General features: G+C 69.1%; 20 protein-coding genes. 13 read left to right on the top strand and 7 right to left on the bottom strand.

The features are described from left to right. Positions 1–8 precede the first annotated feature (8 nt). Together moaC and QHF84_RS04275 are read left to right on the top strand one after the other, a co-directional pair. Positions 9–947 carry a cyclic pyranopterin monophosphate synthase MoaC gene (gene moaC / locus QHF84_RS04280; RefSeq protein WP_281311871.1) on the top strand — a complete coding sequence of 313 codons (939 nt, stop codon included), beginning with the start codon at positions 9–11 and terminating at the stop codon, positions 945–947. Next, on the top strand, positions 944–1432 hold the full coding sequence (locus QHF84_RS04275; RefSeq protein ID WP_281311870.1) for a molybdenum cofactor biosynthesis protein MoaE: 489 nt from the start codon (positions 944–946) through the stop codon (positions 1430–1432). The genes moaC and QHF84_RS04275 overlap by 4 nt, the downstream gene beginning before the upstream one ends. A 2-nt stretch (positions 1433–1434) precedes the next feature. On the opposite strand, the gene glp is transcribed toward QHF84_RS04275, so the two are convergent. The 3 genes from glp to QHF84_RS04260 are packed head-to-tail and all read right to left on the bottom strand — an operon-like array spanning position 1435 to position 3943. Next, positions 1435–2637, bottom strand: coding sequence for a gephyrin-like molybdotransferase Glp (gene glp, locus QHF84_RS04270; protein ID WP_281311869.1), 1203 nt, complete (start codon positions 2635–2637; stop codon positions 1435–1437). After that, positions 2637–3185: a MogA/MoaB family molybdenum cofactor biosynthesis protein gene (locus QHF84_RS04265; RefSeq protein WP_281311868.1), complete on the bottom strand. Its 549-nt coding sequence runs from the start codon at positions 3183–3185 to the stop codon at positions 2637–2639. Before QHF84_RS04265 ends, glp begins: the two co-directional genes overlap by 1 nt. After that, positions 3182–3943, bottom strand: coding sequence for a patatin-like phospholipase family protein (locus QHF84_RS04260; protein WP_281311867.1), 762 nt, complete (start codon positions 3941–3943; stop codon positions 3182–3184). The genes QHF84_RS04265 and QHF84_RS04260 overlap by 4 nt, the downstream gene beginning before the upstream one ends. 128 nt (positions 3944–4071) lie before the next feature. Here QHF84_RS04260 and QHF84_RS04255 point away from each other — a divergent pair, with 128 nt between their 5' ends. After that, positions 4072–5037: a prolipoprotein diacylglyceryl transferase family protein gene (locus QHF84_RS04255; RefSeq protein WP_281311866.1), complete on the top strand. Its 966-nt coding sequence runs from the start codon at positions 4072–4074 to the stop codon at positions 5035–5037. Between the two features lie 70 nt (positions 5038–5107). On the opposite strand, the gene QHF84_RS04250 is transcribed toward QHF84_RS04255, so the two are convergent. Next, the gene (locus QHF84_RS04250) at positions 5108–5995 is read right to left on the bottom strand and encodes an acyl-ACP desaturase (RefSeq protein WP_281311865.1); all 888 of its coding nucleotides are present in this window, start codon (positions 5993–5995) and stop codon (positions 5108–5110) included. Between the two features lie 426 nt (positions 5996–6421). Here QHF84_RS04250 and QHF84_RS04245 point away from each other — a divergent pair, with 426 nt between their 5' ends. From QHF84_RS04245 to rodA, 7 genes are all read left to right on the top strand, one after another. Then, entirely contained in the window at positions 6422–7315 is an 894-nt protein-coding gene (locus tag QHF84_RS04245) for an RNA-binding protein (RefSeq protein ID WP_281311864.1), read from the top strand. A gap of 233 nt (positions 7316–7548) precedes the next feature. Next, positions 7549–7710 carry a 50S ribosomal protein L33 gene (gene rpmG, locus QHF84_RS04240; protein WP_281311863.1) on the top strand — a complete coding sequence of 54 codons (162 nt, stop codon included), beginning with the start codon at positions 7549–7551 and terminating at the stop codon, positions 7708–7710. 222 nt (positions 7711–7932) lie between these two features. Continuing rightward, positions 7933–8967: a rod shape-determining protein gene (locus QHF84_RS04235; protein WP_136930736.1), complete on the top strand. Its 1035-nt coding sequence runs from the start codon at positions 7933–7935 to the stop codon at positions 8965–8967. 114 nt (positions 8968–9081) lie between these two features. Further along, positions 9082–9960, top strand: coding sequence for a rod shape-determining protein MreC (gene mreC / locus QHF84_RS04230; RefSeq protein ID WP_281311862.1), 879 nt, complete (start codon positions 9082–9084; stop codon positions 9958–9960). A gap of 21 nt (positions 9961–9981) precedes the next feature. Beyond that, the gene (locus tag QHF84_RS04225) at positions 9982–10509 is read left to right on the top strand and encodes a hypothetical protein (protein WP_281311861.1); all 528 of its coding nucleotides are present in this window, start codon (positions 9982–9984) and stop codon (positions 10507–10509) included. Further along, positions 10506–12455 (top strand): penicillin-binding protein 2, encoded by a 1950-nt coding sequence (gene mrdA, locus QHF84_RS04220; RefSeq protein WP_281311860.1) that lies wholly within the window; start codon positions 10506–10508, stop codon positions 12453–12455. The genes QHF84_RS04225 and mrdA overlap by 4 nt, the downstream gene beginning before the upstream one ends. Beyond that, the gene (rodA, locus tag QHF84_RS04215; RefSeq protein WP_281311859.1) at positions 12452–13585 is read left to right on the top strand and encodes a rod shape-determining protein RodA; all 1134 of its coding nucleotides are present in this window, start codon (positions 12452–12454) and stop codon (positions 13583–13585) included. Before mrdA ends, rodA begins: the two co-directional genes overlap by 4 nt. Before the next feature lie 132 nt (positions 13586–13717). Here rodA and QHF84_RS04210 read toward each other — a convergent pair whose 3' ends face one another. From QHF84_RS04210 to QHF84_RS04200, 3 genes are all read right to left on the bottom strand, one after another. Beyond that, positions 13718–15202: a gliding motility protein gene (locus QHF84_RS04210; protein ID WP_281311858.1), complete on the bottom strand. Its 1485-nt coding sequence runs from the start codon at positions 15200–15202 to the stop codon at positions 13718–13720. 130 nt (positions 15203–15332) lie between these two features. Next, the gene (locus QHF84_RS04205) at positions 15333–16046 is read right to left on the bottom strand and encodes a PA14 domain-containing protein (protein ID WP_281311857.1); all 714 of its coding nucleotides are present in this window, start codon (positions 16044–16046) and stop codon (positions 15333–15335) included. 59 nt (positions 16047–16105) lie between these two features. Continuing rightward, positions 16106–17065: a rhomboid family intramembrane serine protease gene (locus QHF84_RS04200; RefSeq protein WP_281311856.1), complete on the bottom strand. Its 960-nt coding sequence runs from the start codon at positions 17063–17065 to the stop codon at positions 16106–16108. Between the two features lie 312 nt (positions 17066–17377). Between QHF84_RS04200 and QHF84_RS04195 the strand changes: the two genes are divergently transcribed. From QHF84_RS04195 to QHF84_RS04185, 3 genes are read left to right on the top strand one after another with little or no spacing between them, the layout of a single operon-like run. Then, on the top strand, positions 17378–18010 hold the full coding sequence (locus tag QHF84_RS04195) for an RNA polymerase sigma factor (protein WP_281311855.1): 633 nt from the start codon (positions 17378–17380) through the stop codon (positions 18008–18010). Next, on the top strand, positions 18007–18717 hold the full coding sequence (locus QHF84_RS04190) for a hypothetical protein (protein WP_281311854.1): 711 nt from the start codon (positions 18007–18009) through the stop codon (positions 18715–18717). Before QHF84_RS04195 ends, QHF84_RS04190 begins: the two co-directional genes overlap by 4 nt. Then, entirely contained in the window at positions 18714–19304 is a 591-nt protein-coding gene (locus QHF84_RS04185; RefSeq protein WP_281311853.1) for a hypothetical protein, read from the top strand. The genes QHF84_RS04190 and QHF84_RS04185 overlap by 4 nt, the downstream gene beginning before the upstream one ends.

Here is a 19304-nt window from a genome sequence, read left to right as displayed (position 1 = left end):
CAGCCGCCGTGAACGAAGTGTTTTCATTCGAAGCCGAGGAGATCGGGCCCACGCTCGATCTCGTTCCTCTGGCCGCGCGACGCGCGCTCGATCACGCCGGGCTCCGGCTGCCGCTCGAAGGGTGGCGCTCCCTCGCGTTCGAGGATCGACGGCGGATCACGCGCGCCGGCACCGAAGCCGTCGTCGACGTCGCGACCGTCAACGAGATCGTGCAACAAGCCCACCCGCCTGCGCTCCCGATGCCGCTCACCGCGGATCCGAGCCCGGATCACCTGCCCGAAGGCCTGCGCGAAGCGTTGCCGGCGGGTCGATCGATCGATGCGCGCAGGTGGGCCTCGCTCTCGGGCCTCGCTCGGTTCTCTCTCGTGCACTGTCTCCGCCGCGCGGCGAAGCGTGGTGATCCGGCGATCCTCTCGGCCGCGCTCGACGTCCTCCTCCCGCGCGCCGCGGCGCACGCGACCGATGCGACGAGCCTCTCCTCGCACCTCGGTCCTCGCGGCGATGTGCGGATGGTCGACGTCGCCGAGAAGCAGCCAACGCAGCGGCGTGCCGTCGCGGTCGCGCGCGTGCGCATGCGGCCCGAGACCGCCTCTCGCCTCGCGCGTGGCGATACGCCGAAGGGCGAGGTGCTCGCGACGGCGCGGATCGCCGGCATCATGGCCGCCAAGCGCACGCCGGAGCTCATCCCGATGTGCCACGCGATCGCCCTGACGCACGTGGCGATCGCGCTCGACGTCGACGCGGCCGCCGCTCGCGTGACGATCACGGCGAGCGCGGAGGCGACCGACAGGACCGGCGTGGAGATGGAAGCGATGGTGGCCGCGTCGGTCGCCGCGTTGACGCTGTACGACATGCTCAAGGGCATCGATCGCGAGATGGTCGTCGAGGACGTGATGCTGGTGGAGAAGAGCGGCGGACGATCTGGCCACTTCAGGAGGTCGCCGTGAGCGCGACGCGTATCCGCCGCGAGGCGCTCTCGCTCGACGAGGTCATCCAGATCGTGGCGCGGCCCGAGGCCGGCGCGATCGCCACGTTCCTCGGCGTCGTTCGCAACATGAACGACGGCCGCGCCGTGAGCCTGCTCGAATACGAGGCCTACGGCACGATGGCCGAGGCGGAGCTCCAGCGGATCCTCGAAGAGCTCGAGCGCGAGATCCCCGGCGTTCGTGTCGCGGCCACGCACCGCATCGGCGCACTCCACGTCGGCGACGTCGCCGTCGCATGCGCCGCGAGCGCCCCGCACCGCGGCGAGGCTTTCCGTGCGTGCCGCGAGCTCATCGATCGCATCAAGGCCAGGCTCCCGATCTGGAAACGCGAGCACGGCCCCGACGGGCCTTACTGGGTCGGCTGGGAAGACGCGCGCTGCACGCCCGATCACGGCGAACACGAGCATCACGCGCACGCGCATCACGCGCACGACGAGAAGCGCTGACCTCAGAACGCGTCGATCCGGATCGCTTCGAGCTCGCTCCCGTCCTCGACGCGTCCTTGGCTCGCGGGCACCACCACGAGCACCTCCGCTTCGGCGAAACTCGTCACCGCACCCGACGCCTGGTTCGGCAGGATGCGCGCGCGCACCGGGCCCGTGCCCGGCTCGATCCGCGCGCGGACGAACTCCTCGCGGCCCGGCGTGCGATCGTACGAGCCCACCACGACCACGCGCTCACGCCGCGGGAGCGGCGCCGGATCGCCTTGCAACGCGCGCACGAGCGGCGCACCGAAGAGCAGCCACGTGAGCGACGCGCTCGCGGGATTGCCGGGCAACCCGAGCACGTGCGCCTCCCCGGCGCGACCCACCGCGATGGGCTTTCCCGGCTTGATCGCCACGCGCCAGAAATCGAGCGTCACGCCCGCCGCTTCGAACGCAGGCCGCATCACGTCACGATCGCCGACGCTCACGCCGCCGATCGTCACCACGAGATCACTCCCGCGCAGCGCCTCCACGACCGCCGCGCGCGCGACGTCGAGGTCGTCCCGCACGTACGCGCCCACGCGCGCGATCGCCCCGATCTGCCGCGCGGCCGCCGCCACGAACACGCCGTTCGACTCCGCGATCGATCCGGGTTGGCCCGGCTCGCCCGGCGATCGCAGCTCGTCACCCGAGCACAGGATCGTCACCACGGGCCGCTGCGCCACGAGCACGAAGGGGCGATCGAGCGCCGCCGCGAGAGCCGCGTGGCCCGGCGTCATCCGCGTGCCGCGCGCGATCGCCACCGCGCCCTCCGCGAGATCGGATCCACGCCGCCGGATCCACGCGCCCGCTTTCGGCGCCTCGCGGATCACGATCACGTCGCCGCGCCGCTCCACGTTCTCCTGCATGATCACGGCATCCGCGCCTTCGGGCAGCCGCGCGCCGGTAAAGATCCGACAGGCCGTCCTCGGCGCGAGCGCGGGCCTCTCGCCGCCGGCCGAGCTCTCGCCGACCACGGGCAACTCGAACGGCCCGGCTCCCTCGAAGTCCGCGGCGCGCACCGCATATCCATCCATCGAGCTGTGATCGAACGCCGGCATCGGCGCGCGCGCGACGAGGTCCTCCGCGAGCACGCGCCCGGCCGATTGATCCACGCTCACGCGCTCCTTGCCCACCGGCTTCGCCGCGGCGAGCAGGCGTTCGAGCGCGTCGCGATACGAAAGCATCAGTGCTTCCTCCCGTGCTTGCCGTGCTGATGACCGTGCGCGGCGTGTTTCCCGCCCCGCCCCGACGCGAGAGCGATCGCGTGCGACAACGTCGGCGCGAGCAGCGCATCGACCGCGAGCTCCACGGCGCTCGGGCTGCCCGGCAGCGCCGCGATCACCTTGCCTCGAACCACGCCGGCGATCGCGCGCGACAGGATCGCGCGGGGCCCGATCTGATCCCACGAGAGCCTGCGGAACGCCTCGCCGAAGCCGTCGATCGTCTTGTCGAGCATGGGCTCGATCACCTCGATCGTGCGATCGCGCGGCGCGATCCCCGTCCCGCCCGTCAGCACGATCGCGTCGGCCGCGTCCGCGTCGCAGACGTAGTGGATCGCCTCGCGTAGCTCGTCCGGCTCCTCGCGCAGGATCGCGTGCGAGACGACGGAAAACCCCGCCGCCCGCAGGCGATCGACGAGCACGCGGCCGCCCACGTCGTCGCTCGGCGTGCGCGTGTCGCTGAGGGTGAAGGTGGCGACCTGGAAGACCTCGGGTTTTTCGTTGGTGCTCATAATTGTTGACGACTCCTCGGCTCGATGACGACCGATCGGTGCGGCATCGTGAGCGCCTCTTCCATGGGACCCGGATCGAAATCGAAGTGCCGCTGCCGGAGCGGCCGCTCGGGGAAGAGCAGGCGGAGGTGCACGTGCGGCGGCGCCTTCGGAGGCTCCTCGGGCGAAAAGAGCGTGCGCGCGATCTTCCCGCCCGGGAACGGAGAGATCACCGTGATGTCCGTCGCCCCGCGCGCCACGAGCGTGTCGATGAGCGTGTTGTCCGCGGCGCCTCCGTCGAGGTGCACGTCGCCGTCGAGACGCGGCACACGCGCGTACACGACCGGGATGAAGCACGACGCCACGAGCACGTCGTGCATGTCGCGCCGCTCGTGGTTCGAGTGCACGACGAGCGCGTCCTTCCTCCCCGCGAAGAAGCGCCGCGCGTGTGTCGTCGCGACGAGCAGCTCGGTCTCCGTCCGGTGGAGTTTTTCCTCGGGCAAGAAGCGCTCGAGCGCGCCGCGCAGCACCGCGCTCATCCCGAACGGGCTCCGCTCGCTCGAGAGGTAGCGCCGCGACACGACGGGCGTCTTCGCCATCGAGCGCCAGAGGTCCGGGCCCACGCCCGCGAGGCCCGCGACGAGCGCCGCGCCGGAGATGGAGCCCGACGAGGCCCCCGCCACGAGATCGAAGCGCTCGTCCGCGGCCACGAGGCGCGAGAGCACGCCGAACTGGAACGCCGCCCGGCAGGCGCAGCCGGGCAAGGACAGCGCTCGCACGCCGAGGTCTTATCAGAGCCCGTGTTCGACGTCACCCTTCGCCGGGGCGGGAGCCTTCGACGCAGAAGCTTGCGTCTCACCGCGCGCGTCCATGGCGTCGGCGCGCGCGCTGCGCTACGCACGTCCGCGTGGCAGAGCCGCTGATCCCCTACATCACGCTCCCCGAGATCCCGCTCGGTTTCCTGCTCGACGTCCCCGTCCTGGGCAAGCTCTTCGATCCGGCGCACCCGCCGTCGATCAAGCCGTTCGGCACGCTCGTCGCGCTCGGCGTCTACATCGGCTCGGTCATCACGATGCACCGCGCGAAGGAGCGCAACCTCGACACGAAGAAGATGAACGAGTTCATCTTCTGGGTGGTCGCTGCGGGCTTCATCGGCGGGCACGTCCTCGACGCGATCTTCTACCACCCGCAGCGCGTCGCCCGCGATCCGCTCTACCTGCTGATGCTCTGGGACGGCCTGTCGAGCTACGGCGGCTTCATCGGCGCGATCATCGGCTGCTTCGCGTACAAGTTCATCAAGCGCGAGAAGGTCCTCGCGTACGCGGACGTCGTCGTCGCGACCTTCCCGATCGCCTGGATCTTCGGCCGCGCCGGTTGCTCCGTCGTGCACGATCACCCAGGCCGCCTCTCCGACGCGTGGTTCGCGGTTCGTTACCCGATGGGCAGCGGCTGGGTCGGTCGCTACGACCTCGGTCTCTACGAGTTTTTCCTGACGATCCCGCTCGCGATCATCGTCACGCTGCTCTGGCGTCGTGGTCCGCGGCCGCCGGGCTACTTCACCGGCATCATCTGCATGGCGTACGCGCCCGTGCGCTTCCTGCTCGACTTCTTCCGCGAGGAGGAGGGTGCGAGCATGCTCGGCGGCGATCCGCGGTACGGCGGCTTGACGCCCGCGCAATGGGCCTGCTTCGGCCTCTTCGCCGTCGGCGCCTACTTCACGTTCGTGCTCGCCAAGGACAAGTCGGCGAACGCCGACGGCGCGCCGCCCGCGGCTGGGAAGAAGAAGCGCAAGAAGAAGGCTCGCCCCGTGGAGAGCACGCCTGCAGAGCAGAGCAGCAGCGAGAGTGATGGGGCGGCGGAGCAGGAGAGCTAGAGGGCCGGGCGAGCATCGCTCGACGCGATCCACGTCGCGCGTGGATCACGTCGAGCGTCCCTGCCGAACGTCACTCCGCGTCGAAGAGCGCGGGCTCGGCGGCGTCCGCCTTCGGCTCTTTCTTCGCGCGGAAGTTACGCGGGAACCACGCGTCGGGCGCGCGTCGGATGTTGTGGCGCTCGGCGAACTTCGTGAACAGGTCGAACCACTCGAGCCCGGGCAGCTCGCTGATCTTCTGATCGACGCGCGCGATCGCCTTGCCGTCGAGACCGTCGAAGAGGAAGCGGATCGTGTGAAGGACGTCTTCCTTGGAGCACATACCGTCGCCGACGGGGGTCCAAGCGAGCTTCAGCGCCGCGGAGACGATCTTCGCCGTCATCGGATCGCGCTGCAGGCGGCGCTTCGCGTGCTCGCGATAAAACGCGTAGTGGCGGAGCTCCTGCTTCATGATCCGCTGGCAGATCTTGTTCAGGACCGGGTGATCGATCCGCTCGATGAGCGCCTGGTAGGCGCTGTACGTCGTGAACTCCTGGATCGTGCCCCAGACCATGTGCACGCCAGGCCAGTGCGTCGGGAAGAGCTTGCCGAGCATGTTCTGCCCGAACTCGTCGATCCGCTCGCCGGGGCTGCGCGAGAGGAACATGTCACGCCGGTACGTCGGAGAAAGCGGCTCGCCCAGCGCTTCCATGAACCTTCGGAAGGCACGTCCGTGGAATTCCTCCTCGTACATCCACACGCAGAGGAAAGGCGCGATCTCCGGCTCCTCGTACACGGCGTTCGTGGACATGAGGGCCTTCGTGTAGAAGAACGTCGAGTTCTCCGTCAGCAGGAAATACCGCAGGCAACGGATCGCCTCGGGGGTCATCGGGTGCTTCGGGACCTCGGACCAGTCGATGTCCGAAAGGTCGACCCTGCCGGACGAATCCATCAAGCGCTCGATGTTGAAGTGCTCCGCCATCGCGTTTTGAACCTCGGGAAACGGGTCGTAACACGATTTACGTCCGGCGACGCAAGCGGATCCTCCGTCCGGGTCGCTCGGGCGCTGACGCGCTCGTTCTACGTTTTTTTTCGCTGCGAACGCCGCTTCGCGACGCTTGTTTCAGCGACCGAACGGCGAGGCGGGGAAGGGGTGACGCGGCGGGTCGAGCAGGGGCTTTGGGGGGTCTTCGCGGAGGGATCGACGCGCTCGTCGACGAACGGGCCTTCGGGGGCTCCCTTGACGCGGGAAGGAGGCCATATATCGTGGGCTGTAGCTCGTCCCAGGAGGTTCGGTCCTCGCCATCGTGATGCGAGGCAAGTCTCCGAGGGGAGAGTGTTCGAGGCGAGCAAGAGGGCGCGAGCCTCGGAGGCGAGGCGCTAGGATCGATGGTGCGCAGGTTTTTCGATGGCTGAAGATTCTCGTAAGTTGTTCGTAGCAGGGTTGCCCGACTCCATTACCGAAGATGTTCTCCGCGGGCTCTTCGAGGCGACAGGAGGCAACGTCGTCGAGGTGAGCCTGCCGAAGGATCGCGCGACGGGTCGGCCGCGCGGTTTCGGGTTCGTGACGCTCGCGACGAGCGAAGAGGCGAGCGCCGCTCGCGAGTCGCTCGACGGATCGTTCCAGGGCGGCAAGTCGATCTCCGTGCGGCCCTTCCAGGCCGAGCCTCCGCGCCGTGAAGGCGGCGTGGGCGGCGCGCGGCCGATGGGCGGCGGCATGGGCGGCGGCATGGGCGGCGGAGGCATGGGCGGTGGTGGCGGCGGGCCTGCTGCAGCAGCGCCCGACCGCACTCTCTACGTCGGCAACCTCCCGTACGATGCAAGCATCGAGGAGGTCGAGTCGATGATCACCTCGACCGGCGCGGGCCCCGTCGTGCGCGTGCACTTGCCGATGGACGCGGACGGGCGCAAGCGCGGGTTCGGCTTCGTCACGATGGCGAGCGCCGAGGCGGCGAAGGCTGCGATCGAAGCGCTGCGCGGCGTGGACGTGCGTGGCCGTCGGCTCGTCGTCAACCTCGCCCATCCGAAGGGCGAACGTCCGCCGCGCGAGGAGCGTCCTGGTGGCGGCGGCGGTTATGCCGGCGGCGGCTACGGCGGCGGCGGCGGCGGTGGTGGTGGCCCGAGCGGCTACAACCCTGCGCCTCCTCCGCCTCCGCAGCGCAAGACGTTCGACGATCGTCGCCGTCGTGGTGGCGGCGGCGGTGGCCACGACGGGGACGGCCCTGCGGGTGGCGGCGGCGGACGTCGCAACAACAAGAACTGGGACGTTCGCGGCCGCGACGACGACTGGGACGAGGAATGAGCGGCGAGGGCGAGCGACGGAGCGTGAGCTCCGAGCTCGCCCGGTCCTCTCGTTTGCCCCTTCGTCGATCTGTTGCTCGCCGACGTTGACAGCGGCGGGAAATTCCGTAGGTTACCGCCCTCCTTCAGGCCCCCCCGTCGCGGCGGGGTCACGGAGGGCGGGTTTCGCGGCGCCTCACGCGAGCGTGCCCGTGACCGAGCCGGCGCGAAACCGGTGAGTTTCAGGAGACAGCCATGCGCGACATCATCAAGCTGACGTGCGGCAATTGCGGCCGGGCGAACTACCACACGACGAAAAACAAGCGGACGATGTCGGACAAGTTCGTCATCAAGAAGTTCTGTCCGGTGTGCCGCAAGCACTACGAGCACAAGGAAGGCAAGATCTCGAAGGGCTGATCGGCCTTTCCCGGATCTGCCTGTGCACGTACCAACGTGATTGACGGGCGGATCCATGGCATGGCCATGGGTTCGCCCGTGCTTGCTGCTGAACGGGTGTGCCCGACCTGAGCAGGTGCTCTCGTTGCGACCACCCACCATGGATGATAGGACCGCCGTCTGCCCGTGCGGCATGGATGCACGTCTCGGGCGGACCGGACCCCAAGCTTCAAAGGCGATGCGATGATCTTCGACTGGCTCTACGGCCTGTTCTCGAACGATCTCGCGATCGATCTCGGCACCGCCACGACGCTCATCTACGTGAAGGGCAAGGGCATCGTCTCTTGCGAGCCTTCCGTGGTGGCCGTGCAGCGCGACAACCGCGGCGGCAAGAAGGTGCTCGCGGTCGGCCGTGAGGCGAAGGAGATGCTCGGGCGCACGCCCGGGAACATCCAAGCCGTGAGGCCGCTGCGCGACGGCGTCATCGCCGACTTCGAGATCACCGAGGCGATGCTGCGTTACTTCATCGCCCGCGCGCACAACCGCCGCACGCTCGTCAAGCCGCGCATCATCATCTGCGTGCCCTTCGGCATCACCGAGGTCGAGAAACGCGCGGTGAAAGAGAGCGCGGAGGGCGCCGGCGCGCGCGAGGTGTACCTCATCGAGGAGCCCATGGCGGCGGCCATCGGCGCCGGCCTTCCGATCACCGAGCCCTCGGGCAACATGGTGGTCGACATCGGAGGCGGCACGACGGAGGTCGCGGTCATCTCCCTCGCCGGCATCGTCTACTCGCAGAGCGTGCGCGTCGGCGGCGACAAGATGGACGAGTCCATCATGGCGTACATGAAGCGCAAGTACAACATGGCCATCGGCGAGCAGACGGCGGAGCGGATCAAGATCACGATCGGCAACGCGTACCCGCTCGAGCAGCAGCTCACGATGGAGGTCAAAGGGCGCGACATGGTCGCGGGCATCCCGAAGACCGTGGTCGTGAACTCGGACGAGATCCGCGAATCACTTGCAGAACCAACGAACGCGATCGTCGACGCCGTGCTCGTCGCGCTGGAGCGCACGCCCCCCGAGCTCGCGGCGGACATCGTGGACAAGGGGATCGTGCTCACGGGCGGCGGTTCCCTCCTGAAAAATCTCGACGTGCTGCTCCGCGAAGAGACGGGCCTGCCGGTGATGGTCTGTGACGATCCGATCAGCGCCGTCGTTCTCGGCAGCGGAAAAGCGCTCGATCACCTCGAGCTCCTGAAGGAAGTCACGATCAGCTGACCGGAGCGCGCGTCCAGGTAGCGTCCGCGCGTCTCTCGTGGCATCGAGGGAAGACCGGGGACCTCCCTGGCGTTACCCCAGGCCGCCCTTCCCGGCGGCAGCGCCGCCCGAAGCATGAACTTCAAGCGTTACCGCGACCTGGCCATCGTCCTGCTCGCCCTGGCGGTGCCGTTCTGGTTCCTCCGGGCCAGCATGCGTGATCCCGGCAAGGTCACGGGCGCCGACAAGGTGATCGTCCGGATCGCGACGCCCCTCCAGTACGCCGCGGCGACGCTGGCGCGCGGGCTCTCGAACATCTGGGGCGACTACATCTACCTGGTCGACGTCAAGGAGGACAACGCGCGGATCGCCTCGCAGAACGCGCGTCTCCGTGAGCGCGTGCGCAAGCTCGAGGCGCTCGAGGAAGAGAACCGGAGGCTCCGGCGCCTGCTCGATCTGCGCACGAGCGTCCGCACCGACGTCGTGAGCGCGCAGGTCGTCGGAAAAAACACGAACGAGTTTTTCCGCGTCGCGCGCGTGAGCCTCGATCGCGAGTCGCGCGACGTGCAGCCGAACCTGCCCGTGATCTCGCCCGACGGCGTCGTCGGCACGACGCTCAAGGTCTCGGGCGACACGATCGATGTGCGTCTCGTCGTCGACGCGGGCAGCGGCGTCGACGTCGTCGTGCAACGGACCGGCGCGCGTGGGTTCGTCCGCGGGACGGGCGATGAGACGAAGTACCTCTGCAGCGTGGAGTACGTGCAGCGCACCGACGAGGTGGAGGTCGGCGATCTGCTCGTCACGAGCGGCGTCGGGAAGCGGTATCCGAAGGGCATTCCCGTCGGCAAGGTGACGCAGGTCGTGAAGCGGGACTTCGGCATCTACCAGCAGGTCTACGCGACGCCTGCCGTGGATTTTTCGCGGCTCGAGGAGGTGCTGATCGTCACCTCCGCGCCCCCGGAGGAGGCCCAGCCGGCCCCCTCGGCGTCGGGCTCGTCCACGCCGCGGCGGTAAGGTCGAGAGGAGGAGAGGACGATGCGAAACACCGCATTTCTCGCTGTCGGCGTCGCCCTTCTCATCATCCAGTCGAACCTCTACCGGCTGATCGGGCGGCTCCAGATCGCGGGGATCACGCCGAGCCTTCTCCTGCCGCTCGTGGTGTTCATGGGCGTGCACGAGTACTCGATCGCGCGCGGCGCAGCGCTCGCGTTTTTGCTCGGCTACCTGCTCGATCTGTTCTCGGCCTCGCCCATCGGCCTCTTCACCTTCATCACGGTCGCCACGTTCGTCGTCGCGCGCGCCGCGGGCGTGCGCCTCGCCGCGCAGACGCTCCTCACGAAGGTCGCGCTCGCCTTCGCGTTCGCGCTGCTCGAAGGCGTGCTCATCGTCGTGCTGACGGCGATCTTCGGGACCGATACGGCGAGGCCGCGCGCGCTCGCGACGCTCGTCGCGCCGCACGCGATCGGGACGGCGATCTTCGCGCCGCTCGTCTTCAGCCTCGCCGAGCGCGTGCATCAGGCGACCATCAACGTGCCAAGGCCCGGGGAAGGAGGGCAGCGATGAGCCTCGTCGTTCAGCGCTCCGATGTCAGCGAGTTCAGGCGCCGCTTCCGCTGGATCGCGCTCGCGATGGTGGTGCTGCAGCTCGTCCTGATCGGGCGGCTGTTCCAGCTCCAGATCCTCGAAGGCGAGGACAACAAGGCGATCGCCCGCGAGAACATCGTCCGTCGCATCACGCTCGCGACGACGCGCGGGATCATCCGCGATCGCAACGGCAAGGTCCTCTCGGCGAGCCGGCCCTCGTACAACCTCTACGTCGTCCCCGAGAAGATCGACATGCAGGTCGTCTGGCCGAAGCTCGTCGAGTACCTCGGCGTCGGCGTGGACGAGCGTGCGCGGCTCGAAGCACTGCTCACCACGATCCGCGCGAGCGACGGACCTCGGAAGAGCCAGCAGATCCTGCTCAAGGAAGACATCTCGCGCGACGCCGTGGCCACCCTGCGCACGCACGACGCGGAGCTGCCTTTCGTCGACGTCGTCCCCGTGCCGGTCCGCTACTACCCGTACGAAGAGGTCGGCGCGCACGCGCTCGGCTACATGGTCGAGGTCGACGCGGAGAAGCTGAACCAGCTCCGCAGCGCGGGTTATGTCGAGGGCGATCGCGTCGGCGCGACGGGCATCGAGCGCGCGTGGGAGAGCTACCTGCGCGGCACGCGCGGCTGGGAGAAAGTGCTCGTCGACGCGAAGGGCCGGCGCAGGCCCGGCGGCGAGGGGATCATCGAGGAGCCGCGGCGCGTCGATCCGATCCCGGGCCGCGACCTCCGCCTAACGCTCGACGCCGACATCCAGCGCGCGATCGACAAGGCCATGCGCGGCGAGCTCGCGGGCGGCGTCGCGCTGATCGACGTGCGAACGGGCCGCATCATCGGCCTCTACTCGAAGCCGAGCTACGACCCGAACGCGCTCTCCGGTGGATCGGGCAAGCAGGTCATTCGCGACGCATTCCGCAGGCTCTACTCGGATCCTCTCAAGCCCGCGCTCGACAAGACGATCTCGGGCGCATATCCGCCAGGCTCGACGTTCAAGCCGTTCACGGCGCTCGCGGCCCTGGAGAAGGGGCTCATCGATCATCGCCAGGCGACGAACTGCCGTGGCGCGCTCACCTTCGGCAAGCGCACGTTCCGATGCACGCACGTCCACGGGCCGGTGGATCTCCACCAGGCGATCGCGGAGTCGTGCAACGTCTACTTCTACCGCCTCGCCGCCGAGCTCGGCGTGGGCATGGACGTCATCGCCGAGATGGGGCAGCGCTTCGGCCTCGGCGCCCGGACGGGCCTCGGTGTGAACGCGGAGGCGGCCGGGCGTATGCCGACGCGCGCCTGGATGACCTTGCGCAACAAGGGCCAGTTCCGGCTCGGCTTCGGCCTCAACGCCGCGATCGGTCAGGGCGCGACGACGGTGACCGTCCTCCAGCTCGCGCTCGCGTACGCGGCGCTCGCCAACGGCGGCACGCTCTACCAGCCGCAAATCGTGCGCGCGGTCGAGACGAGCGCGGGCACGGTGGTGCAGGAGTTCGCGCCGCGCGTGCGGAGGCAGATCGACGTGAGCCCCGAGAACTTCTCGCTCGTGCAGAAGGCGCTCTACGCGGGCGTGAACTCCGAGGCGGGCACCGCGTTCAAGGCGCGCGTGCTCGGCGTCGACATGGCAGGCAAGACGGGCACCGCGCAGGTCTCGCACAAGCTCGCGCGCGGCGCCGAGGCCGAGCGCGTCTGGTACTTCAACCGCGAGCACGCGTGGTTCGCGGGTTACTCGCCGTCACGCGCGCCCGAGGTCGCCGTCGTGGTCCTCGTCGAGCACGGCGGCGCCGGCGGCAAGCACGCCGCGCCCGTCGCCTTCGAGGTCGTCCGTGCCTACAACGAGCTCGCGCGCGAGCGCGGCCCGCGCGCCGGCGTGAACAACGCAGGCAACGCGCGCACGCAGCCGAAGCCCGATCGTGGAGGCTCCCCGTGATCCGCGGCGACGTCTCACCCCGCGCGAGGGATCACTTCGACTGGCCGCTCTTCATCGCCGCGGCGCTCATCGCCGTGCTCGGCGTGGTGAACCTCTACAGCGCGACCAGCGTGTACCAGGGTGTGCGCGCCGAGCTCTACATCAGCCAGATCTACTGGCTCGTGCTTGGCGGCATCCTCGGCGGGATCCTCGTCGCCATCGACTATCGCCACCTCGAGCGCCTCGGCTACGCCATCTACACCTTCGGCGTCTTCTCGCTCATCCTGGTCTTCATCTTCGCGAAGGACCTGCGCGGCTCCAAGCGGTGGATCGAGTTCGGCTCGTTCCGCTTCCAGCCGAGCGAGTTCATGAAGGTCTTCCTCGTCATCGCGCTGGCGAAGTTCCTTCACGACGATCCACGCAGCGAAGGGCGCACGCTGAAGGACCTCCTCGTGCCCGCGCTGCTCACGGGCGTACCGGCGCTGCTCATCCTGAAGCAGCCCGACCTCGGCACGGCCTCGATCCACGTCCTCGTCTTCCTGATGATCGCCGCGCTCACGCGCGTCCGGTGGAAGAGCGTGCTCACGTTCGTCGTGACCGTCGCCTGCGCCCTGCCGCTCATCTGGAACTACGTCCTGCTCGACTACCAGAAGGCGCGCGTCACCGTCTTCATGCGGCCCGAGGACGACATCCTCAAGACCGGCTGGCACGCGCATCACTCGCGCGTGGCCATCGGCAACGGTGGGCTCTTCGGCAACGGGTACATGAAGGGCACGCAGAACCAGTTCAACTTCCTGCCCGATCAGTTCTCGGACTTCCCGTTCCCGGTCTTCGCAGAGGAGTGGGGCTTCGCCGGCAGCGTGCTGCTCGTGCTCCTCTACGGGTTCCTCTGCCTGTGGTCGATCCGCATCGCATCCCTCGCCAAGGATCGCTTCGGCGCGGTGCTCAGCGTCGGCTGCGGCGCAATCCTCTTCTGGCACGCGTTCATCAACGCAGGGATGGTCTGCGGCATCCTCCCCGTCGTCGGCGTGACCCTGCCGCTCTTCTCCTACGGCGGCTCCAGCGTGACCACGATGCTCATGTGCGTCGCGCTGCTCATGAACGTGTCGATGCGCCGCTACTCGGTCGTCCCCGCGCCCGACCGCCTCTGAGAGGTTGCATCGACCGCACCGCGGTCGATGCACCAGAGGTCCAGGGCTTGCCCTGGTCCGGGTCGAGGGGTGGACAACCCCTCGTCGGGTCCGGGGTGAAACCCCGGCGCTACGTTCCAGACGACCGAGTCCTCAGCGAATCGAGCTTCGTGCGAGCCGCGCGTCGATCGCGAACGCGTAGGCCGCGAGCGCGTCGCGCGCGGTCATCTTCGCGCCCCCGCGTGACGCGCGCACGGTCGAGCGGAAAGTCAGGTACCGGCGACCATCGAGCCCGAGCATGAGCGGGACCGTGGAGGCATCGCGCGGCGCATCCGAGGCGCCGAACAAGCTCGCAGCGCTCGCGAGCTGGCGCGCCACGAGCCCATCACACTGCTCGATCGCCTCGGCATAACGACCACTCGCAATCGCCGCCTCGACGTTGTGGACGAGCGCGTGATCACCGTCGGACCAGAGCTCCGCGAACGAGAGCCCTGCGCCCCGCAGCGCCTCGACGTGCGCAGAAGCTTCGGCCTTCGCCCCGATGTTCACGCCCGCATGATTCGAACCCGGCGCTGAAGCCGGCGCCTGCGGCGGTTGCGGGACGAGCGGCGCGAACGGCTTCGGCGGCGGGAAGACCGAGCCTCGCGTCCGACTGCGCACCGACTCGGGTGCGCGCGGCCGACCCGCCGTCGGCGGCGACTGCACGGACGGTGGCGGCGGCGGCCGGACCGACTCGGTCTTCGGCAGAATCGGCGCCTCGGCAGGCGGCGCGATCGCGAGCTGCGCGCTCGACGGCGCCGACTCTTCCTGCGCCTCGGGGAAGCTCGTGACGGGCAGGGGAGGCGGGCGCATCGCGGGGCTCTTCAGCTCCTCGGGATCCTCGATGCCCGTATCCGGAGGCACGCTGCCCCAGGCGCGGCTCGGAGCGACGCGATTGACCATCGCGGCGCTCACGGGTGGACGATCGCTGCGCGAGGCATCACGCAGCGCCGCGGCGAGCCCTTCCTCGGCTGGATCGTAGGCCTCTGCGGCTGCGGCGCGCACCGACTCGGGGATCTGCGACTCGAACGACGCGAGCACGACCTGCGTGATCCGCTCCAGCGTCTCGTACACGCCCATGCCCGTCTTCGCCGACGCGGGCAGCGACGGCGCGCGGAAGCGGTTCAGCATCCGGTCGAGCTCCTCCATCGGCAGCACGTCGGGCAGGTCGCGCTTGTTGTGCTGGAAGACGATGGGCATGTCCGCGACGTTCCGGCCTTGATCGGCGAGGTTGTCGCGCAGGTTGTCGAAGCTCTCGAGGTTCGCGTCTGCGCGCGCGATCTGCGAATCGCTCACGAACACGATGCCGTCGGAGCCCGTGAGCACGAGCTTGCGGGTCGCGTTGAAGTAGACCTGGCCGGGGACGGTGAAGAGCTGCAGCCGCACGTTCATGCCGCGGATCGGCGGCAGTCGCATCGGCAGGAAGTCGAAGTAGAGCGTGCGGTCGACGGGCGTCGCGAGCGAGACGAGCTTGCCGCGGTGCTCGGGCTTGGCCGTCGCGTGGATGTACTCGAGCGTGGTCGTCTTCCCGCCGAGCCCCGGGCCGTAATAGACGATCTTGAAGACGAGCTCCCGCGAGAGCGGGTTCACCGACGCCATACGCGAGGCGACGATAGCATCATGACCACCCGCCGCGGCGAATAAGCCGCAGGATCGAGGCGCTTGCGAGGGGGTCGGGACGAACGAAGGGCGGAGAGAGTCGGGATGATCGCGGGGTGAGACGCGCGAGCTAGCGAACGCCCACGAGGGGACGCGGCACGGCGTCGCCGATGGCCTGGGCCACCGAGAGGGAGAGGGCGACCGTGCCCTTCTTGCCCTGGAAGTAATCGAGGCGGAGCTGGTGGCGGCCGCTCTTGAGGGCCTTCTGGGCCGAGGCTTCCTGGGGCATGTGCAGGCCGTCGTTGTCGATGACCTTCTCGTTGTCGATGTAGAGGATCGCGCCGTCGTCGGAGACGAGCTTGAAGAGGTAGGTGCCGTCCTGGGGGAGGGTGAACGGGCCTTCGTAGCGGATCCCGAACCACTCCTCCTGGGCGAGGACGCCGGGGAAGCCGCCCGAGAACTCCTGGCGCTGAACGATGAAGCTGTCGGTGAGCAGCGTCGCGAAGGGGACCATCTTGGAGAAGTCCGGCATCTTCGTCGTCGTGTCGGGGATCACGTACGCGTAGCCCTTGAAGGCGCCGATCGAGCCGTTGCCGAAGGCGATGCGGCCGTTGATGCGCGGCGGTTCGACGACGGGCTTGGTGGTCCCGGTCTGCGTGCCGGTTTGCGTCGTCGTGTTGGCAGGCTGCGCGTTCGTCGGGCGGCGGATGCCGCGTGACGGCTGCCGTGACGGCTGCGCTTGCTGCTGCTGATTCGTCGGGGGCCGGTTGTTGACGTAGACCGTGCAGCCGCCGAGGGCGACCGCGGAGGCGAGAAGGGCGAGCCGAAGCGAGCTGTGCGACATGGCGTCTCCTGGGGAAGAAATCGATACGAGGCGGTAGACGGTCGGACGCGAATTTGCAATCACCGCTTCGTCTGGAAATCGACTTGCCCCGTTTCGACCCCACGCCGGGACGAACGCTCCCGGCCCGAATCGATCTCGCGCCACGTCGGCGAAAGCTGCGCCAGGACGAGCGAAGCCACGCACGTGAGCAAGCCGAGCCCCGCGGCCACGTTCATCCCGATGTCCGATTTGCCGTTCCGGCTGGAAACACGCACGGGTCTGGCAAAAACCAAGCCGAACAAGATGCCGGCGACGAGGCCGCCCAGATGGGCGATGTTGTTGATGGCCACGCCGACGTTCGCCTGGTTGACGGCGAAGCCGAACACCACGTTGAGCAGCACGGCTTGCAGGGCGAACCGCTTCCACTGCGGGTTTCGCTGTCGGTACAGCATCCCGAGCACGAGCCCCATGAGGCCGAAGACGGCGCCGCTCGCGCCCGCCGTGAGCCCTCCACCCGAGGGATCGAAGAACATCGTGTACGCCATCGAGGCGACGAACCCGAAGACGCCCGTCACGACGTACGTCAGGAGCAAGCGCGCCGGCCCCACGGCGGGCTCGGCGATCCGGCCGAGCCACGTGAGCACGAACATGTTGCCGAGAAGATGCAGCGCGCCGAAGTGCACGAAGATCGCGGAGACGAGGCGCCACGGCTCCGCGAAGACGAGCAGCACGTGGAGCGCCCCGAACCGGAGGGTGTCGATCGGCGCCGGACGAAGCAGCGCCGCGAGCCCTTCCTCGGAACCCCCGCGGAGCGCGACGTAAACCTGCGCCGCGAAGACCAGGACCGTGAGCCCAATCACGAGCTTCGACGCGAGGAGCGCTTCCGGATCGAGCCGCGCGCCGAGGCGATCGACGGATCGTGCAACGGTGGAGAGCGCCTGCCCGCAGCGGACGCAACGATCGAAGCCGGCTCCATTCAGCGCGCCGCAGCGCGCGCAGGGCACCGCCTTCGTCCGCGAGGAGTGAGCTTCTTCTGCCAAATCGACGCTCCCTTGGTGGAAATTCCGGCCTTTCCAGCGAGAAAATCCGTTCGAGGCCGGACGATCGGGCGCGTTCCCGCGCGCCGGGGCTCAATGTGGTGGCGATCGCCCGTAAGGTCGAGCGGCAAAGGCCGTTCTCCGGGCGTGCAAGCGTTAGCCCTCGCGTTCCGTCCGCTCGCGCCGCCCGCTCAGGATCCGATGGCGGCGCTTCTGCTCGCGGTCGGGCTCGGTCGTCGTCCTGTGCCGCGCGCGGCGAAGCCGCCGCCGGTCCAGGCTGTGCGGCCGAGGCCGAGTCCAGGTATGGTGGCGTCCGTGGCCGTTGCGCGTACGGATCTCGAAGCAGAGCGCGAGCTCTGCGAGCGCGCGAGGGCCGGAGATCGCGCGGCGCTCGGGCAGATCCTCCGTCGCTACGGGCCGATCCTCTACCGCTCGGTGCTCCTGCCGCGCCTCGGACGAGAAGCGCTCGCGCAGGACGCGCTCGCCGAGACGTACGCGCGCGTCGTCGAGCGGTTTCATCAGTTCCAGTGGCAAGACGCAGGCGTCTATCCGTGGCTGCGCGTCGTGGGCCTCAGGATCGCGTACGACATCCTGCGATCGCGCAAGCGCGAGACGCTGTACGAGCCCGACGATCTGCAGCGCGAGATCGACGCGGCCGAGGCCGATCCGCAGGCGAACGGAGAAGCCGAGCTCTGCGAGAAGCGTGACCTCGCCGAGGCGCGCGCGCGGGTCGAGGCGGCGCTGCGATCGATCCATCCGCGGTACGCGGAGGCGATCCGGCTGCGCGTGCTCGAGGAGCGATCCCGCGAAGAGGTGGCGAGCGCGCTCGGCGTGACGGTCTCGACGTTCGACGTGGTGCTGCACCGCGCGCTCGCGGCGCTGAAGAAGGCGATCGACGTGCCCCGCGTGGCCGAGGGCAAGCTCGCGTCGAGGGAGGCTCCGCGATGAAAAGGGAGCACAAGCTCAGGCTGGTTCGTCCGGACGAGCGCGCGACGTTCGAGGACGAGCCGCCGCCGTCGCCCGAGGAGCTCGCGGAGGCCGAGGCGCTCCGCGCGTCGCTGGAGAAGGGTGAGCACCCGCTCGCCGTGGTGCTGCGATCGGCGAGCGCGCCTTTGTCGCTCGATGATGCGCTGAACGATGCGCTGATCGAGCGAGCGCTCGGCAAGAGCGAGGCGCGCGCCGAGGGCGAAGACGAGCCACCGACGGCCTCCGAGCGCGCGGGGGCCGCGAGGCTGCGTGACGCGCTCGATGCGCCTCGCGGCGAAGAGCGGAAGGTGCCGCTCGTGGAGCTGGCAGAGGCGCTCGTCGCGGCGCACCAGCCGCGGTCGATCGAGCCGCTCCGCAACGAGGCGCTCATCGCGCGTGCGCTCGGACGAACGTCGGCGCAGCCGCGCAAGGGGCGCGTGCTGTCGGTCGTCACGGCGGCGGTCGTCATGGCGACCGCGGCGGCAGCGGGCTTCGTGCTCACGCTGCGTCCTTCGGCGGAGAGCACGGCCTTCGAGGCGGCCGAGCTTCAGCGCTCGCGCTCGGCAGGCGAGCTCTTCGACACGCCGTTCCCGCGCGTGGGCGGTGCGTCGGCGCGCGTCGATCGCATCGCGAGCGCACGCGCGACGGAGCTTCGTCAGAACCGCTTCGCCTTGTGGGGTGTGCGATGACGCGCCGCTCGGTGAAGATGGGCATCGTGGCGATCGCGCTCGCGGTGATGGGCGCGCTCGGCGCGAGCTGCGCGCGGTCGGATCGCGCGGCGACGCAGCCTGCGGCGAACGAGCCCGGAGCCGCGCCGGTCGTCGACTCGGTGCTGCTCGCGTTCCTGTCGAAGGCGCGCGCCGCGCATCACAAGGCAGATCTCGCGGAGGCCTCGGGCGACGTGGCGGGCGCGATCGCCGCGCTCGAATCGCTCACGAATGGCGCGCGTCCCGGCGGCGCGACGCCGTTGCCCGAGGCGAGCGAGGTCCTCTCCGACACGTACGCGCGCCTCGCCGATCTGCGCAGCGCGAAGAGCGAGTTCGACGCGGCGCTCGGCGACGTCGATGCGGGGCTTTTGCTGGCGAAGGAGACGACGTACTTCCGCGGCCATCTCTTCGAGGTGCGTGGGCTCGTGGAGGAGCGGCGCGCGAAGTCGATGCCCGAGGGCGAAGGTCGCGAGCGCGCGCGCAAGGCTGCGATGGATGCGTTCGACGAGGCCGTTCGGATCCAGGACCAGGTGATCTCCTCGGCGCTCGGCGACGCCGGTCCGCGCTGA

Source organism: Polyangium sp. y55x31 (genome assembly GCF_029946505.1).
Classification (GTDB): domain Bacteria; phylum Myxococcota_A; class Polyangia; order Polyangiales; family Polyangiaceae; genus Polyangium.
Note: the sequence above shows the minus strand (reverse complement) of the source record. Positions and strands in the feature narration are given on the sequence as shown.

Excerpts from the sequence above, each read along its gene's own strand:
- glp (WP_281311869.1), bottom strand. The coding sequence starts at position 2,637 with ATGCTTTCGTATCGCGACGCGCTCGAACGCCTGCTCGCCGCGGCGAAG.
- QHF84_RS04265 (WP_281311868.1), bottom strand. The coding sequence starts at position 3,185 with ATGAGCACCAACGAAAAACCCGAGGTCTTCCAGGTCGCCACCTTCACC.
- QHF84_RS04250 (WP_281311865.1), bottom strand. The coding sequence starts at position 5,995 with ATGGCGGAGCACTTCAACATCGAGCGCTTGATGGATTCGTCCGGCAGG.
- QHF84_RS04245 (WP_281311864.1), top strand. The coding sequence starts at position 6,422 with ATGGCTGAAGATTCTCGTAAGTTGTTCGTAGCAGGGTTGCCCGACTCC.
- rpmG (WP_281311863.1), top strand. The coding sequence starts at position 7,549 with ATGCGCGACATCATCAAGCTGACGTGCGGCAATTGCGGCCGGGCGAAC.
- QHF84_RS04235 (WP_136930736.1), top strand. The coding sequence starts at position 7,933 with ATGATCTTCGACTGGCTCTACGGCCTGTTCTCGAACGATCTCGCGATC.
- mreC (WP_281311862.1), top strand. The coding sequence starts at position 9,082 with ATGAACTTCAAGCGTTACCGCGACCTGGCCATCGTCCTGCTCGCCCTG.
- QHF84_RS04225 (WP_281311861.1), top strand. The coding sequence starts at position 9,982 with ATGCGAAACACCGCATTTCTCGCTGTCGGCGTCGCCCTTCTCATCATC.
- mrdA (WP_281311860.1), top strand. The coding sequence starts at position 10,506 with ATGAGCCTCGTCGTTCAGCGCTCCGATGTCAGCGAGTTCAGGCGCCGC.
- QHF84_RS04210 (WP_281311858.1), bottom strand. The coding sequence starts at position 15,202 with ATGGCGTCGGTGAACCCGCTCTCGCGGGAGCTCGTCTTCAAGATCGTC.
- QHF84_RS04205 (WP_281311857.1), bottom strand. The coding sequence starts at position 16,046 with ATGTCGCACAGCTCGCTTCGGCTCGCCCTTCTCGCCTCCGCGGTCGCC.
- QHF84_RS04190 (WP_281311854.1), top strand. The coding sequence starts at position 18,007 with ATGAAAAGGGAGCACAAGCTCAGGCTGGTTCGTCCGGACGAGCGCGCG.
- QHF84_RS04185 (WP_281311853.1), top strand. The coding sequence starts at position 18,714 with ATGACGCGCCGCTCGGTGAAGATGGGCATCGTGGCGATCGCGCTCGCG.